The sequence below is a fragment of the Psychrobacter maritimus genome (assembly GCF_904846345.1).
Taxonomy (GTDB): Bacteria; Pseudomonadota; Gammaproteobacteria; order Pseudomonadales; family Moraxellaceae; genus Psychrobacter; species Psychrobacter maritimus.
On the sequence record NZ_CAJHAJ010000008.1, the window covers coordinates 22,975 to 37,177 of the forward strand.

Sequence of the window (14,203 nt, forward strand, 5' to 3'; positions counted from 1 at the left end):
TTAGCTGAAATAAAAAAAACACTCAACTTGGTTGAGTGTTTTTTTTGGTTTGAATGTAAAATTTCCATAGTTTTTTAGATAAGCTAGAATGATGAAATATAACCTAATAGAGAGTTAAAAATGGATTTGCGTGATGTAACTAAAAATCAGCATTTTTTACCTCAAGTAGAGCAAAGACTTAATGCAATTAATCCTCAAGCTAAAAGTAAAAATCAAAAGATTTACTCGTTTAGCATACAAGATCGTGATTCATGCACTGTCAGCATAGACTCAGAAATAGGTGTTAGTATTTGCAAAAATCTAAGCTTGAATGATTTATTTAGCTTTGAGGTATTAGGAAAAGAAGCTAGTAAGTACAATTTCGAAAAACTGTTCCATTCCTATGAAGTAATAATAAAGGCTAATACTGAAAGCTTGCTATCTAAAATACATTCACCTAAAACTGATGTCAAATTAGAAATTTTTAATATCTTCAGGTCTAAATTTCTAAACTTCATTAGAAATCCTTATTCTATAAAAAAGATTTTGAATACCTTCTCTGAGCTTAAGGGTGTGATTCCAACTGATCCTATACATCTTGCAAACTTCAATCGTGTGCTAAATGGAAATAAGCCACAGCAGGATCATTTATGCGAACAATTAGGTATAACAAAGAATGATTATGAATATTGGCTTGCGACTATCTTTTTTCTATTGAATTCTATGAGAGCGGATCAACCAAACTTTTTAGATCGACTTATAAAGAGTATTTATGAGAACCCGAATCTCTTAGTTCGAGTGTGTGTGTATACCTACGATGACGAAAAGTGCCTTCTTTCTGACCGCGGATATAATACGTATGTAGGGGAAAATAGTGAGATGGTGTGGGAGTTTAATTTATGTTCTTATGCATTTATAAGATATGTTTTTGAGGATGTAGATGCGTATATACCAGAGTTTATAACAAAGGAAACTATAGATTTTTTCAAATCGATGCCTAAATCTATCAGTGTTGAGAGTATGCATAACGACCTAGCTGTACTAGAAATTTATAATAAACATACAGTGTCTTTCTGTCATGAACACGTATTTGGTGCAAGCAAAGAATACGAAGGTGTGACGGTATCTTTATAAATTATCCAGATCTGAAAAAGCAGCACCCCAAAAGAGCACTGCCGTTATCTACAAAACCTATCTTCTAAACCAAAACCCTAACCCCGCACATTTACCACATAACGCCCAACCGTTTGACTCGCCATAAAGCGATCTAAGTATTCGGGTGTTTGCTCAAGCGTAATCTCTTCGCAGTAATTCTCTAAGTTAGGCAATTTCATATCAGTGGCGACACGCTGCCAAATAGCCTTTTTATCAGCCAGTGGAATATAGACCGAATCTATACCGAGTAGGGACACTGCGCGGGTGATAAACGGCAATACCGTCATCGTAAACTCAGCACCGCCCGCCAAGCCGCAAGAGGTAACCGCGCCGCCTGCTTTGGTTTGTTTTAGCAAGTTGGCTAGATAATCGCCACCGATGGTATCAATAGCGTTTGCCCATAGCTCACGACCGACAGGTTTATCACCGGCCTCGTTAATGGTATCGCGATGACGGACTTCGTTTGCACCAAGCTCCTTTAGATAGCCACTTTGCTCCGGCTTGCCAGAAAAGGCGATGACCTCATAGCCAAGCTGACTTAATATGGCGATACTGATACTACCGACGCCACCCGTTGCACCCGTGACCGCGACTGGACCGTCTTCAGGTTTTGCGCCCATTTTCTCTAACTTTTGCACGCTTAAGGCTGCGGTTAAGCCGCCAGTTCCATAAATCATCGCTTCTTTTAGCGTTAAAGAAGACGGACATTCGACCGCCCAATCGGCAGGGATAGATATCATCTGACTGAGACCGCCATCGGTATCCATGCCCAAATCATAGCCAAAGACCACGACTTTTTGGCCTTCAGAAAACGTGCCAGACTTGTCGCTTACCACCACGCCTGCGGCATCAATACCAGGAGTGTGCGGATAATTTTTGGTGATTCTTTTATTACCTGATGCTGACATGGCATCTTTGAAGTTTAATGATGAGTAATGCACTTCGATTAATAAATCATTTTTAGGTAAATCGCTAACATTACGCGTTTGAATGCTTTTATCGAACGTACCGTCGCTGGTTTCTTCGACTATTAAGGCTTTAAAGGTTTTGTTATTCGACATTGTCTGAATCCTTTTGTATTGCTCTTTTATTTGAGTGGATTTATAACGAACTATATTAAGGTTTTAACAATACTTTGCCTTTTTTGCCAGATTGCACCTTACCAGATACCGCTTCTTTAATATTATCCAGCGTATAGATGCCGCCTGTTGATAGCTTTAATTTACCACTGGCAGCGCGCTCGATAAGCTCTTTTATTAAACGGCTTTTATTATCCGCATCCATCTTTTGCATCATCGCACCGCCCCAAAATCCTTTGAGTGTCGCTTGCTTAAAGATGAGATGAGTCGGATTCAGCGCGAGCGGCTGACCAGACATCGCACCCACCGCTGCCATGATACCGCCATGACCGAGCAAGCTTAGTAAGTCGCCGCCAGATTGACCGCCGACAGAGTCGACTGCGCCGCTGATTTTCGCATCACCGATAATTTGACGGACTTGATCTTTCCAGTCGTCATCATCGCTCACCACGTTGTTTTCGGTGATACCAATTTCGGTCAGCTCGTTTGCTGACTCTTTACTACGCACGACGTTGATGGTATGGATGCCGCGCTCAGAAGCCAACATCGCAAGCGATTCGCCAACTGCGCCATTGGCGGCGTTTTGGATGACCCATTGACCTTTTTCTAATTCTAAAAACTCAATGAGCATCAAGGCGCTCATCGGCATGGCGATAAGTTGCGCGGCCATTTCATCGTCGATGGCATCCGGTATCGGGATGACGCTGCTAGCAGGGGCGGTGAAGTACTCGGCCCACGTACCTTCGACACCGGTGACCACCACACGCTGACTCGCTTGCATACCTTTGACGCCAGCGCCGATAGCCTCAATAGTACCCACGGCTTCGCTACCAGCGAGTGCGGGCAGTTTTGGCTTGGTGCCATATTGGCCTTGGATAGTGATGAGGTCGTGGTTATGGATAGAAGATAAAATGGTTTTGATACGGACTTCGTTGTCCTTTGGCTCTGGCATCGGGCTGTCAGTGATGGTGAGTACGTCTGAAGGTTTGCCAAATTCGTTATAGGTTACGCTGCGCATATTTATATCCTTTTTTATTGTTAGATAAATATCGTTGATTGTTCATTTTGAAACGATGATGATTAATCACCCATCAACCTTAACAAGTAGGGCTTGATACTCGCAACCTGACTTTGGTAAATGAACGTTGCCCGCTGTTTAGAACGGTAAAGTGTTATAAAAAGGTGCAAGCTGAATAAGGTGCAGAGTTATAACCGCAAAATAAGCCATAAAAAATGGCAGCGCTCTTATTAGAAAGAACGCTACCATTATCAATAAAACGAAGGCTAGCTAGATGATAAATTAATGATAGTTTAAGGCTTTAGCAATACCTTACCTTTTTTGCCTGACTGCAATTTGCCATCGACAGCTTTATTAATATCAGCTAAATCAAATACGGCTTCGACAGGCAAATGCAATTTATCACTGGTTGCCCGTTCGATAAGCTCATCGATTAAGCGCTGTTTATTCTCGACACTCATCTCTTGGCTAATTTTACTGCCCCAAAATCCTTTCACGATGGCTTGTTTAAAGATTAGATGCGTCGGATTAAGCACCATTGGCTGACCTGACATGATGCCAAAAGATGCCAAAGTGCCACCATGACCGAGTAGCGATAATAAGTCACCGCTTGCTTCCCCGCCGACAGAGTCGACCGCTGCGCTGATGCTATCATCGCCGATGATTTGTCGGACTTGTTCTTTCCAATCGTCATCTTCGGTATTGATGTTGTTTTTGATACCAAGGGCGTCTAACTCTTTAATCGCATCGCTACTGCGTACCAGATTAATGGTATTAACGCCGCGCGCGGCAGCCAGCATCGCAAGTGATTTACCAACGGCACCATTGGCGGCATTATGGATAACCCATTGACCGCTTTCTACTTCTAAGAATTCCAGCAGCATTAAAGCACTGAGCGGCATGGCAATTAACTGCGCGGCCATTTCATCTTTTAAACTATCAGGGACAGCAAACACCATATCGGCGGATGCGACAAAATACTCTGCCCACGTTGCTTGTACACTGGCAGCAGCCACGCGCTGTCCGACTTTTAAGTCCTTAACATCACTACCAACGGCATCGATGATACCCAACGCTTCGCTACCGCCGATAGCCGGCATCTCTGGCTTAAAGCCATATTTACCGCGAATGGTAAGCAGATCATGGTTATGAATGGAGGCGAGAATGGTTTTGACACGGACTTCATTAGCCTTGGGCTCTGGGATAGGGCGGTCGCCGAGGCTTAATACTTCAGTTGGTTTGCCAAATTCGTTATAAGTTGCACTACGCATGATAAATCCTTTTTTAATTTTTAAGTTTTTTAAAATGTTTTTTAACGAGCTAGTGAATTTGCAGCCATCAACAGTAACAAACCCTGCTGACTTATCGCAATATCACTTTGGTAAAGCAGGGTTGTCATCGATTGACAGTTATAAAGGTTTTAGCGCGACAATCGGTAGCATTTACAGCAGCATTGATTTTGAGTTATTAGCAGTTTGCGCTGTATAGTTAGTTCAATATAAAAAAGGCACGTTAAAAATAGCCTGCTGCTGGGATAAATTTTTCTTGCTTGCTGTGCGCTTCGCATTCCAGAGGCTTCGCAAAATTTATCCCAACAGCCCTGTATTCTTTTTGACTTGAATCAACTATATTAGGTTACTTTGGACCAATCCCTTTTTGGGTTAATCATTTTTTGGACTAATCACTGCAAAATCGTCGTCGACCAGATTGGTCAGTAGCGGCTCCCCTTTATCATTGACCCGAAATAGCCCATATTCTGCCGCCTCAAATGCTTCGCCATGACCTTCTTGGAAGAAAAAAGCATTGGTCGCAAGCTGCATTGCGCCATTACGGATACGATAGTGAATCGCCATCTCATTAGTCGCTAGATTTTTAGGCTGATTAGCCGCTAAGCGCAAAAACTGTGCGACTTTATTATTATCTAAGGCAACAATGACATAGCCATCTTCATTAGTAGGATAGCTACCGGGGTCTCTATTTAAGGCGGCAAATACGTCACGCTCTAGCGCATAGCTAAGCGTCATATAGTCGCCCTGCATAAAGCCGCGTGGATCAACGGGTGCAAGCGCTAATAAGACAGTATCGCCAGTCGTAAGATGGGCTTCATATTTAATAATATTCCTCGTCATCACCACCAATACGAGCGCCAATCCAAGAAGGGCAATAATAATCGTAACTGCCGGTTTTTGTAGCCAATGCGTCTTTGATGCTTCCTTAATTAAGCGCTTGGTCAAAATTTTATTGTTCATGACAGCCGCTCCTGATTGTCGTTAGCATTCGGTTTTATATTCGCAAAATAGCCTTTGATAAGCACCCAGTGCAGCAGTAATAGCGCGATACCGATGACCAGCATGGAAGCGGATTTGACCAATAAAGAAGTATCGAGCTGATAGTAATACCAAAATATATAACCGACCAAGGCAATAATGCCCAGTCCTAATAGCACGCGTTGGCTATTGGCAGTGGCGATAATGATAATCAAACTGGTGGCCAATAAGCCTGAGACATAAATAGACATTATCCCAAGTAGTACAATCGCAGCGCTAATGAGTAGTCCTGCTGCTGATAGTAGTTTGATGTGATAGCGCTTTAGAATGAAATAAGCGGCATAAAGGCTGGCAAGCGTTAGTAGCCCTTGGGCCAGATAATAGTTATAGCTAAAGGCTTCACCGTAACTATCAAGGCTATCAAAGCTATTGCCATATTCAGCAGCGATAAAATAGACGGAAACACTGAGCAAAACATAGGCGCTCGCATAGCCAATAGCATTGGTAATTTCTAGAGCGTCCATTCGCCATTTGGTCGGGATAAATGCAGCTAGCCTATAGCGTTGTAAATGAGTCACGCTAGTAATTAATGCCAATAATCCTAAACTGACTTCGGATAAGTGATAATAATTTAATAAGTAAAACAGGCAGCTTAAGGCTAAGGTTGCGCTCAATAAACGATAGATAAAATTGGCTATTACAACAGTCATCAACAGTTGCACAAGGAGCAATAGCCCTATATTGAGTGGCTCTGCAATCTCACTCGCCAGTAAAGCATAGGCAATATAACCTTGACCTGCTAGCGTAATTGCAAAGGCTAAGCTATTCCAAAAAGGGCTATGGCGACTGCGCGCGTTATAAAATAGAAACCCGCCAATGCCGCTTAATATGCCGCCAATAATAAATACCGCTAGCGTACTATCCAGCAAACCGGTGTTATCTAATAATAAGGTCAAAAACCCGATAAAAAATAGACTGGCTAAAATACCACTCATACCAAAAAGTAAGCTTGTAAACCAAGGGCTAGGCGCTTCAGATGCTGCACTATTTAAAAGCTTATCACTGACATTTTGCGCGTCGATCAATCCCTGCTGTTGCAATAGCAAAAGGTCACGATTTTGCTCGTTATGGTTGATATTATTGTTCATCTCATTGTTCATCGCTGTCCTCCTTGATTACAGTATGAGGAGCAGTGTCATCGTTCTTGATACGGGCAACTTTGCGTAGCCATATAACTGCCGACGAGCTCATGCCAATAAGTAGCAAGGCTAATATCAAAAACCCACCTGCGTCAAAACCATCCAACAGCCATTTACCGACCCAAAACATCACCACAGTAATGATAGAAAATGACAAATAAGTCAGCATCAGTAAATCAATACGGCGCTGATAAAATTGCCAAAACATAAAGCCGCACCAACCTAACCATACTATGATAGCGATAAGTGTTGCCCAGATATTGCCATTATCAAAGACCGTGACAATCGCCAGATACGTCATAAAAAACGTACTTAATAAACCGACGACATAAGTGCTCCAGTGCAAACTGGATTTGGTTTGTGAGCTGTTTATTTTAGAGTTATTTAGAGGGTGTTTAAGGTCATTATCGGTTATATCAGCAGTGGACTTTTTAGGATTAATACGATTGAAGAACTTGCTAGCAGAGAAAGGTTTTTTATTATCATAGCTAATAAGCCAACTATAAAAGGCAATAAAATTAAATAGCGCAAGGATGGCTACTTGAGAGACGTTTTGCAGGCGATGGTTGATAAATTGCAGATTTTCGACATCCAAATAGAGTAGCAAGCAGGCATTGATTAAGCCTAACCACAGCAGCCAAAGCGCAGAGAAACGTGCAATCATAACCCAAGGCGTAATCAATAGCGCCCAGCCAAAAAACAGCTGCCAGGTATCAGCGCCCGTTTGATAAACTTGCCCAAATAGCGCCAATAAGCTACCGGTGATAATGCTAGCAATGAGCAATAATAACTGCCGAATCAGCTGAAACCGTTGTCTAAGTTGCCTAAAAGACAGTGCTACGTAAAGCGCGATGGTAATCACCAGCGCCCCTTCAACCAACGCAAATTTACCCATCTTGCCAATGTTTTGCCAGTTATAGGCGATAAAAAACACAAGGGATAGTACCAGCGCTACCGTCCCAATAATCAGCAGCGCTTTATCAAAAAACATCAGCCAAGTGCGTTTGCTAGGATAGATTTCTAGGTGCGTTGCTGCCGCCTCGGTATTTTTAAGAGGAAGAAGACCTTGATATAGTAACTGCTCGATAGTACGCCGTGCTTGGCTCATAGTCGCCTCTGAATAAAAACAGTTTGTCGCTTATCTTAGCTGTTTTTACGCCGGCATAGTGTACTAAAGTTTATAACTTAGCATCTTTTATAACTTACTAACCTTTATAAAGGCGTTAATAAAACTCAATGCGGCTTAGCAGGTGCTCTTGGATTAAGTAGGCACAAATATAAGCGCTCGGCCAAGCAACCATAAAGGCATACTTCCATGAATGAAACAACGTAGTAAAGAAACCTTCGACAAACCCTACGTTAATCACCAGCAACGCCGTCGAGATAATCGTCGACATCATCAGCGCCATTAAAAAGGTGAAAATCAGCCGATAGTATTTGCGCCGTGTGCGTATTCTGACGGTCGGGAATTTTGCCATAACGTTCTGTTGTCCTGCATGATGAGAGCCACGCTTAAATGGTATTGTAAACGTGATGTGTTGCGATGAGAAAGGATGAAATGCAGCATTGCTAGTGCTTGTCAGCGACTATAATATCGCGTGATGGGGGCGAGGTAAAATGGTTATTATGAATAATAAGATTCGTTATATCTTAACGACGACTCTGCTGTTTTTAAAAAGAATAATATCCGAAAAATAGCAGACTAAAGAGGTTTGGTTTTGCTACGCTAAATAAGATTAAAAAATAAAGGGGACAATGAAATGGCAGCTAAAAAACAGCGAACCTTAGGTATCATCGGCGGGATGAGTTGGGAGAGCACTGAAAGCTATTATCGACTGATTAATGAGGGCATTAAGGCTGAGCTGGGTAACCTGCATTCAGCGGATTTGCTGATTCATAGCGTCGACTTTGCGCCGATTGGCGAGCTGCAAGCACAAGGCGCGTGGGATGAGATGGGCGAGATATTAGCCCATAGTGGCAAACGTCTGCAAGCAGCTGGCGCGCAAGGCTTATTAATTGCCACTAACACCATGCATAAAGTCATCGATGACGTCCAAGCCGCGACCAATCTGCCGATTATTCATATTGCAGATGCCACAGCTAAAGCTATTCAAGCACAAGGTTTGACTAAGATTGCGCTCTTGGGTACGCAGTTTACGATGACGCAAGACTTTTATAAGCAGCGCCTTATTGACGCTGGTTTACAAGTTTTGATACCGGAAAATGATGCTCGGGCAGAGGTGCATCGGATTATCTATGATGAGCTGTGCCAAGGGCAATTTCTTGATAGCTCACGCCAGTATTATAGCCAAGTCATTAAAGACTTAGCCAATAAAGGTGCAGAAGGCGTCATTTTAGGCTGTACCGAAATTGGACTACTTATTCAGCAAGCAGACAGCCCAATAGCCGTATTTGATACCACCGCTATTCATGCAGCGGCAGCGGTGGATTTTTTACTCAGTCATTGATTTTAAAACACTTGAGCTTAAACCAATTGAATTTACTATCTATAAACCACGCGATGAGCGTTTATGCTTTCTTCTCATACGGTGTTTTTTCAGGCGTTTTTGTAGCCGACGATGCAACCTTGTGATACGGCGTATAGGTGCCAGTTTCCACACAGTCGTCGGTAAAATATCACGAAACGATGCACTGGTGCCGGTATGTGCGCGAAACTCCTCAGACCTTTGCGCGGCTTCCTCTGCGGCCAAGTGTTTGCCTTTGCGCCAGCCGCCGTACAGATATAGTCCTGCTCCCATCACAGCGGTCGCTACCATGCCTGCTGGAAATGATAGCCAAAGCGCATCGGTGCCGAGTAGGGGATAAAGCCCGAACGCAAAGCCAAGACGCACCGGATACATCGAAATCACCATAACGATCAGCGGCCAAATCACATAGCCATTGGCACGCATGGTACCGAACAGCACTTGCGCTATGCCAAAAAAGACAAAGCCCCATGTCGCCATTAATTGGATATGTCGCCCAATCGGCACCGCTTCGCTGTCACTACCGAGGAAAAGCCCCAATATAGTTTCATCAAAAATGCTCAGCACCCCAATCATAGCGCCCGTCAATATCACGTTAAAAATAAGCCCCCAACGCGTGATACCTGCAACCCTATGCCATTGATTGGCACCGATGTTCTGTGCGACCATCGCACTGGCCGCGGCACTTAGCGCCATTGCTGGCATCTGCACGTAGGTCCAAAGCTGCTGGGTCGCGCTATAAGCCGCCGTCGTTTGCACGCCTTCGCGGTTGATCAGTGATAGCATCGTCAACGCTGCTGATGAGATGACAATCATCTGCAAACCCATCGGCAAACCCTTTGAAAACATCGACTTTAAGATATCTCGGTCTACACGCAAAAAGCGCAGCTCTGGCAACTTAAGTGTCAGCACAGAGCCCCGCAGGTACATAGTAACGACCATGCCAATCAGCGCTAGCGTGTTGGCGACAGCGGTTGCAAAGGCCGAGCCGAATATACCCCATTCGGGAAAGGGTCCTATACCCAAAATCAGTACCGGCGTCAAAATCAGGTCAATAATCACCGATATAATGATAAACCAAAGCGGCGTCGTAGAATCGCCCGTCCCGCGCAGTGCCATCATGATCAGCGTAAAGGTCAGGGTGACGGGCATCGCGATGAAAATCATCCGCAGATAGGTCAGGGCAAGGTCTAGCGCACTTGGCGGCGTACCAAGCAGATCAAGTAGCAGCGGGGCAAATATCCACCCTCCTGCCGACACCAATATACTTATCGGAATAATGCTACCCAGCGCCGTTCCCATGGTTTTCTTGACGATGGCATCGTCACGACTGCCCATGGCCTGCCCAATCAAAATAGTAGAGGCCATACCAAAACCAAAAACGAAGGAGATCAGGATAAACATCAAGATATTGCCGTTCGCCGTCGCAGCCAACGCCTCTTCACCTAAAAACCGGCCCACCCAGACGGCATTAATCGAGCCGTTTAACGACTGGAGGGCTGATGATCCAAGTGTTGGCAAGGCAAACAGCAGCATCGTTTTGGCAATTGACCCTTCGGTGAGGTCGCGCTGTTTACCAGTGGAGGTATTTGTTTTACTCAATGTTGATCCTTTTGCGTTATTTAGGGCTGACTGAACGAAAATGCTTATCATAAACCAGAAAGCTTGTGCCTTCTTTACTAGAGCTGTATGAGAGCTGTAAACTCTCGGCAAACTCTATGATTATTTAACTGTCATTTTTTATATGATTGTCATACAGTTTAGAGATGAGGATAATTGCTATGATTGCTTAAACTTAAAATAAGCTTGTGCTAGGATTATGCTTTTTAATTCATTTTGGCAGCTATTAACAAGGATGTTTCGATGCTATTAAAACGCCTAGCCCTTGCCGCGCTTTTTAGTCTTTCAGTCGTCGGTTGTACCACCGCGCCCAATACGTTAGCGGTCAATACCACCCAAAAGATTATTCAATATGAGCGCTCAAAGTCTGATTTAGAAATCAAATCGCTAACGCTAGCCTCTGGCGATAAGATGGTCTATGCAGAAAACGGCAATGTCGCTGGCGAGCCTTTATTACTGATTCATGGCTTCGGCGGTAATAAAGACAACTTTACCCGTATCGCGCGTCAGTTAGAAGGCTATCATCTGATCATTCCTGATCTGCTTGGTTTTGGTGCGTCGAGCAAACCGATGAGCACCGATTATCGCTCGGAGGCGCAAGCAACGCGCTTGCATGAGCTGCTACAAGCTAAAGGCTTAGCAGCCAACATTCACGTCGGTGGCAACTCGATGGGCGGCGCTATCAGTGTGGCTTACGCCGCGAAATATCCAAAAGAGGTCAAAAGCTTATGGTTGGTCGATAGCGCAGGGTTTTGGTCAGCAGGTATTCACGAAGCACTTGCAGGCGCAACGTTAGAGAACAATCCGCTATTGATTAATAGTAATGAAGACTTCTACAAAATGTACGATTTTGTCATGTATAAGCCGCCATATTTGCCAAAATCGATCAAAGCGGTATTTGCCCAAGAACGTATCGCTAATAAAGAGCTGCACGCCAAAATCCTCGAGCAAATCGTCACCGATAATGTCGAAGAACGCGCCAAAATCATCGCACAATATAAGATTCCGACGCTAGTGGTGTGGGGCGAGAAAGATCAGATCATCAAGCCTGAAACGGTCAATCTGATAAAAGAAATTATCCCGCAATCAGAAGTCATTATGATGCCAGAAGTCGGTCATGTACCGATGGTCGAAGCACTTGAGAAGACTGCGGATGACTATAAAGCATTTCGTGAAAAGCTTAATAAGTAATAATCTCGATTGAATAAGTTGGTTTAATTAAGGTAGGCTGGGTTAAAAACTTAACCTACCTTAATTAAACTATAAATCTTTTACTAAGCGCTCTAGCAATTCAATCGTGCTCTCTTGTCTGACCAAAGCTACCCCTTGTCCTGCCCATAAAGATTGATGTTCTGCATCAAAGTTGTTTTTCGCATGAGCACGCAAGTCTTTGGTCATGGCATTTAATTGTGGGTAGGGCGGTAGCTCATGCGCGCTTTCGTATTGACCAAAATCGCCCAAATAGTCATTTAACAATCCGCGTGCCTGCTTACCTGAAAACAGTCTTGTTAAACGTGTCTCGCTACTGCGCTTATTTTGACTGGCATCGAGTAGCGCCTGTTTATACGTATCATTAATACCGCATGTATCAGTAGTCAAAAATGCTGTGCCTATTTGCGCAAGTTCAGCGCCGGCTGTTTGAATCGCCTTGATAGCTTGCCCCGTCATAATCCCGCCTGCTGCAATCAAAGGAATATCAGTACAAGCCCGCGTTTGACTAATCAGCGTCAATAATCCCATTGGATCGTTTGCGCTTTGTGGCAACCAGCCACCGCGATGGCCGCCAGCTTCTATGCCTTGTACACATACCGCATCGACGCCAATCTCCGCCCATGCTTTTGCTTCCAATGGATGATTGGCAGTACCGATGACGCGCGTACCCAAATCTTTTAAACGCTGAACTTGCTCGGCGCTGATAATACCAAAGGTGAAGCTAGCGACAGGAACTGGATTGTCATACAGCACTTGTAGCTGCTCTGCAAAACTTAGCGCAGGACGTTTAGGTAACGCCATTTCGATATTGTTTTCTTGATAATACTTAGTTAGCCAAGCAGGAATTTCACTATCCAAGGTATTAGAGTCATGCTCGGATAACACCATCAGATTAATCATAAAAGGGCGGTTGGTGAGCGATTTGAGAGTATTAATATGGTCATTTAAAATATCGGGCGCCGTCGTGCCACTTCCTAATGACCCTAGTCCACCAAAGTTACTGACTGTTGCTGCCAGCTCAGGCGTGGTGGCACCTGCCATCGGTGCTTGCACGATAGGATAGGTTAAATCAAAGGTATTTAGTAAGGTCATGACCGGCGTCCTTGTTGTTTTATGAGAAAGTTGGCATGACTTACTTTAGCAAAGCTGAATGGCGTGCGTGTTAGATAATGTGTATTTAGTTATTCGATAAAAGCAGTAAGGTTTTGGCTACGATTTTGTAGTTAAGTAAATAATAACAATCCGATTTGACTTAAAGTTATAATATATTCATTGAACAATGATTGGGTCAGAAAAATGAGTAAGCTACAGAAATATAGTTTTCATGGCATTTACGATCTAATTAATCTTGTTGAAGAACATATAAACCTAGAGACGGGGTTCTGGAACTATAACGAAGATTATTTTATAGAGCATTCAGCTAAATTTAGTAAAGACACTTTGTTGCACCAGTACATTGTAATTACAGCTTTAAATTTTTATAGCCATGATTTCAGAAAAAATGGATACTACTATGACGATGAAAATCTATTGGATTGGTATGAGAAGTTTGATACTTATAATATTAATATTCCAAAAATAGTGGAAGATAATGATAAAGAAAATTCAGGTGCATATGAATGGTTCTTAGAAAATGAGGATAAGTTTTGTGATTTGTTCTCTGAGATGTCTGAAGAGGCTTTTTATGTCTTATTTAATAATAGAAAGCTTCTTCTGAAATTCAATGAGATAGTTTCTACTCATATTTCTGAAGAGAATTTAATTTATCCTAGTGAGTATATTACTGAAAAAGGAACAATAAAGAGGTGTCATATACCAGTCTGGGTGAAAAAGGCAGTTTTTCACAGAGATAAAGGCAGATGTGTATTTTGCAATACAGATCTAACAAACTTAATTAACAACTATAAGAAAAGTAATTTTGATCATATTGTCCCTCTAGATATGTATGGGGTTAATGATCCTTGTAATATTCAACTGACTTGTGAAACCTGTAATAAGTCTAAAAGTAATATAGAGGTCACCACTTCAGAAAGGTACTTTTCATGGTGGTAATACTATTGTGACAAGAAGTACTGATATTAAAGTAAGGATCATCTGTTAGCTTATTTTCAAAAAATTAAACTTTAAAAGGAAGTCTCAGATAAAGACTTCCTTTTAAGAATAAAAATTATTTCACATAAATTTTATT

At 42.9% G+C, this 14,203-nt stretch carries 13 protein-coding genes; 4 read left to right on the plus strand and 9 right to left on the minus strand.

The annotated features are described in order from the left end of the window. Positions 1-120: 120 nt before the first annotated feature. Positions 121-1,113, plus strand: a complete 993-nt coding sequence (locus JMX50_RS10805; RefSeq protein WP_201629519.1) for a hypothetical protein — start codon at positions 121-123, stop codon at positions 1,111-1,113. A gap of 77 nt (positions 1,114-1,190) precedes the next feature. Here the strand turns inward: JMX50_RS10805 and JMX50_RS10810 are convergent, their stop codons facing one another. The 7 genes from JMX50_RS10810 to JMX50_RS10840 form a co-directional block, all read right to left on the minus strand. After that, a complete protein-coding gene (locus tag JMX50_RS10810) occupies positions 1,191-2,195 on the minus strand; it encodes a YhdH/YhfP family quinone oxidoreductase (protein WP_201629520.1) in 1,005 nt (334 codons plus the stop codon). Between the two features lie 55 nt (positions 2,196-2,250). Next, positions 2,251-3,231 (minus strand): zinc-binding dehydrogenase, encoded by a 981-nt coding sequence (locus JMX50_RS10815; protein WP_201629521.1) that lies wholly within the window; start codon positions 3,229-3,231, stop codon positions 2,251-2,253. Positions 3,232-3,524: 293 nt separating this feature from the next. Beyond that, positions 3,525-4,502 (minus strand): zinc-binding dehydrogenase, encoded by a 978-nt coding sequence (locus JMX50_RS10820; RefSeq protein WP_201629522.1) that lies wholly within the window; start codon positions 4,500-4,502, stop codon positions 3,525-3,527. 390 nt (positions 4,503-4,892) lie between these two features. Further along, positions 4,893-5,480 carry a GDYXXLXY domain-containing protein gene (locus JMX50_RS10825; RefSeq protein WP_201629523.1) on the minus strand — a complete coding sequence of 196 codons (588 nt, stop codon included), beginning with the start codon at positions 5,478-5,480 and terminating at the stop codon, positions 4,893-4,895. Further along, positions 5,477-6,658, minus strand: a complete 1,182-nt coding sequence (locus tag JMX50_RS10830) for a DUF4401 domain-containing protein (protein ID WP_201629524.1) — start codon at positions 6,656-6,658, stop codon at positions 5,477-5,479. Before JMX50_RS10830 ends, JMX50_RS10825 begins: the two co-directional genes overlap by 4 nt. Further along, complete coding sequence (locus JMX50_RS10835) at positions 6,648-7,805, minus strand: DUF2157 domain-containing protein (RefSeq protein WP_201629525.1); 1,158 nt, start codon at positions 7,803-7,805, stop codon at positions 6,648-6,650. Before JMX50_RS10835 ends, JMX50_RS10830 begins: the two co-directional genes overlap by 11 nt. Before the next feature lie 115 nt (positions 7,806-7,920). Then, positions 7,921-8,175 (minus strand): DUF2798 domain-containing protein, encoded by a 255-nt coding sequence (locus tag JMX50_RS10840; RefSeq protein WP_201629526.1) that lies wholly within the window; start codon positions 8,173-8,175, stop codon positions 7,921-7,923. A 282-nt stretch (positions 8,176-8,457) separates the two neighbouring features. On the opposite strand from JMX50_RS10840, the gene JMX50_RS10845 reads away from it, so the two are divergent. Beyond that, on the plus strand, positions 8,458-9,165 hold the full coding sequence (locus JMX50_RS10845) for an aspartate/glutamate racemase family protein (protein ID WP_201629527.1): 708 nt from the start codon (positions 8,458-8,460) through the stop codon (positions 9,163-9,165). 39 nt (positions 9,166-9,204) lie between these two features. On the opposite strand, the gene JMX50_RS10850 is transcribed toward JMX50_RS10845, so the two are convergent. Beyond that, on the minus strand, positions 9,205-10,785 hold the full coding sequence (locus JMX50_RS10850) for an MATE family efflux transporter (RefSeq protein WP_201629528.1): 1,581 nt from the start codon (positions 10,783-10,785) through the stop codon (positions 9,205-9,207). Positions 10,786-11,046: 261 nt separating this feature from the next. Here JMX50_RS10850 and JMX50_RS10855 point away from each other — a divergent pair, with 261 nt between their 5' ends. Beyond that, positions 11,047-11,994 carry an alpha/beta fold hydrolase gene (locus tag JMX50_RS10855; RefSeq protein WP_201629529.1) on the plus strand — a complete coding sequence of 316 codons (948 nt, stop codon included), beginning with the start codon at positions 11,047-11,049 and terminating at the stop codon, positions 11,992-11,994. Between the two features lie 69 nt (positions 11,995-12,063). Here the strand turns inward: JMX50_RS10855 and JMX50_RS10860 are convergent, their stop codons facing one another. Next, complete coding sequence (locus JMX50_RS10860) at positions 12,064-13,107, minus strand: NAD(P)H-dependent flavin oxidoreductase (protein ID WP_201629530.1); 1,044 nt, start codon at positions 13,105-13,107, stop codon at positions 12,064-12,066. 204 nt (positions 13,108-13,311) lie between these two features. Here JMX50_RS10860 and JMX50_RS10865 point away from each other — a divergent pair, with 204 nt between their 5' ends. After that, on the plus strand, positions 13,312-14,067 hold the full coding sequence (locus tag JMX50_RS10865) for an HNH endonuclease (protein ID WP_201629531.1): 756 nt from the start codon (positions 13,312-13,314) through the stop codon (positions 14,065-14,067). The last annotated feature ends 136 nt before the right edge of the window (positions 14,068-14,203 follow it).

Coding starts and splice junctions, on each gene's coding strand:
- JMX50_RS10860 (WP_201629530.1), bottom strand. CDS start 13,107: ATGACCTTACTAAATACCTTTGATTTAACCTATCCTATCGTGCAAGCA.
- JMX50_RS10855 (WP_201629529.1), top strand. CDS start 11,047: ATGCTATTAAAACGCCTAGCCCTTGCCGCGCTTTTTAGTCTTTCAGTC.
- JMX50_RS10845 (WP_201629527.1), top strand. CDS start 8,458: ATGGCAGCTAAAAAACAGCGAACCTTAGGTATCATCGGCGGGATGAGT.
- JMX50_RS10810 (WP_201629520.1), bottom strand. CDS start 2,195: ATGTCGAATAACAAAACCTTTAAAGCCTTAATAGTCGAAGAAACCAGC.
- JMX50_RS10825 (WP_201629523.1), bottom strand. CDS start 5,480: ATGAACAATAAAATTTTGACCAAGCGCTTAATTAAGGAAGCATCAAAG.
- JMX50_RS10865 (WP_201629531.1), top strand. CDS start 13,312: ATGAGTAAGCTACAGAAATATAGTTTTCATGGCATTTACGATCTAATT.
- JMX50_RS10815 (WP_201629521.1), bottom strand. CDS start 3,231: ATGCGCAGCGTAACCTATAACGAATTTGGCAAACCTTCAGACGTACTC.
- JMX50_RS10840 (WP_201629526.1), bottom strand. CDS start 8,175: ATGGCAAAATTCCCGACCGTCAGAATACGCACACGGCGCAAATACTAT.
- JMX50_RS10835 (WP_201629525.1), bottom strand. CDS start 7,805: ATGAGCCAAGCACGGCGTACTATCGAGCAGTTACTATATCAAGGTCTT.
- JMX50_RS10830 (WP_201629524.1), bottom strand. CDS start 6,658: ATGAACAATGAGATGAACAATAATATCAACCATAACGAGCAAAATCGT.
- JMX50_RS10805 (WP_201629519.1), top strand. CDS start 121: ATGGATTTGCGTGATGTAACTAAAAATCAGCATTTTTTACCTCAAGTA.
- JMX50_RS10820 (WP_201629522.1), bottom strand. CDS start 4,502: ATGCGTAGTGCAACTTATAACGAATTTGGCAAACCAACTGAAGTATTA.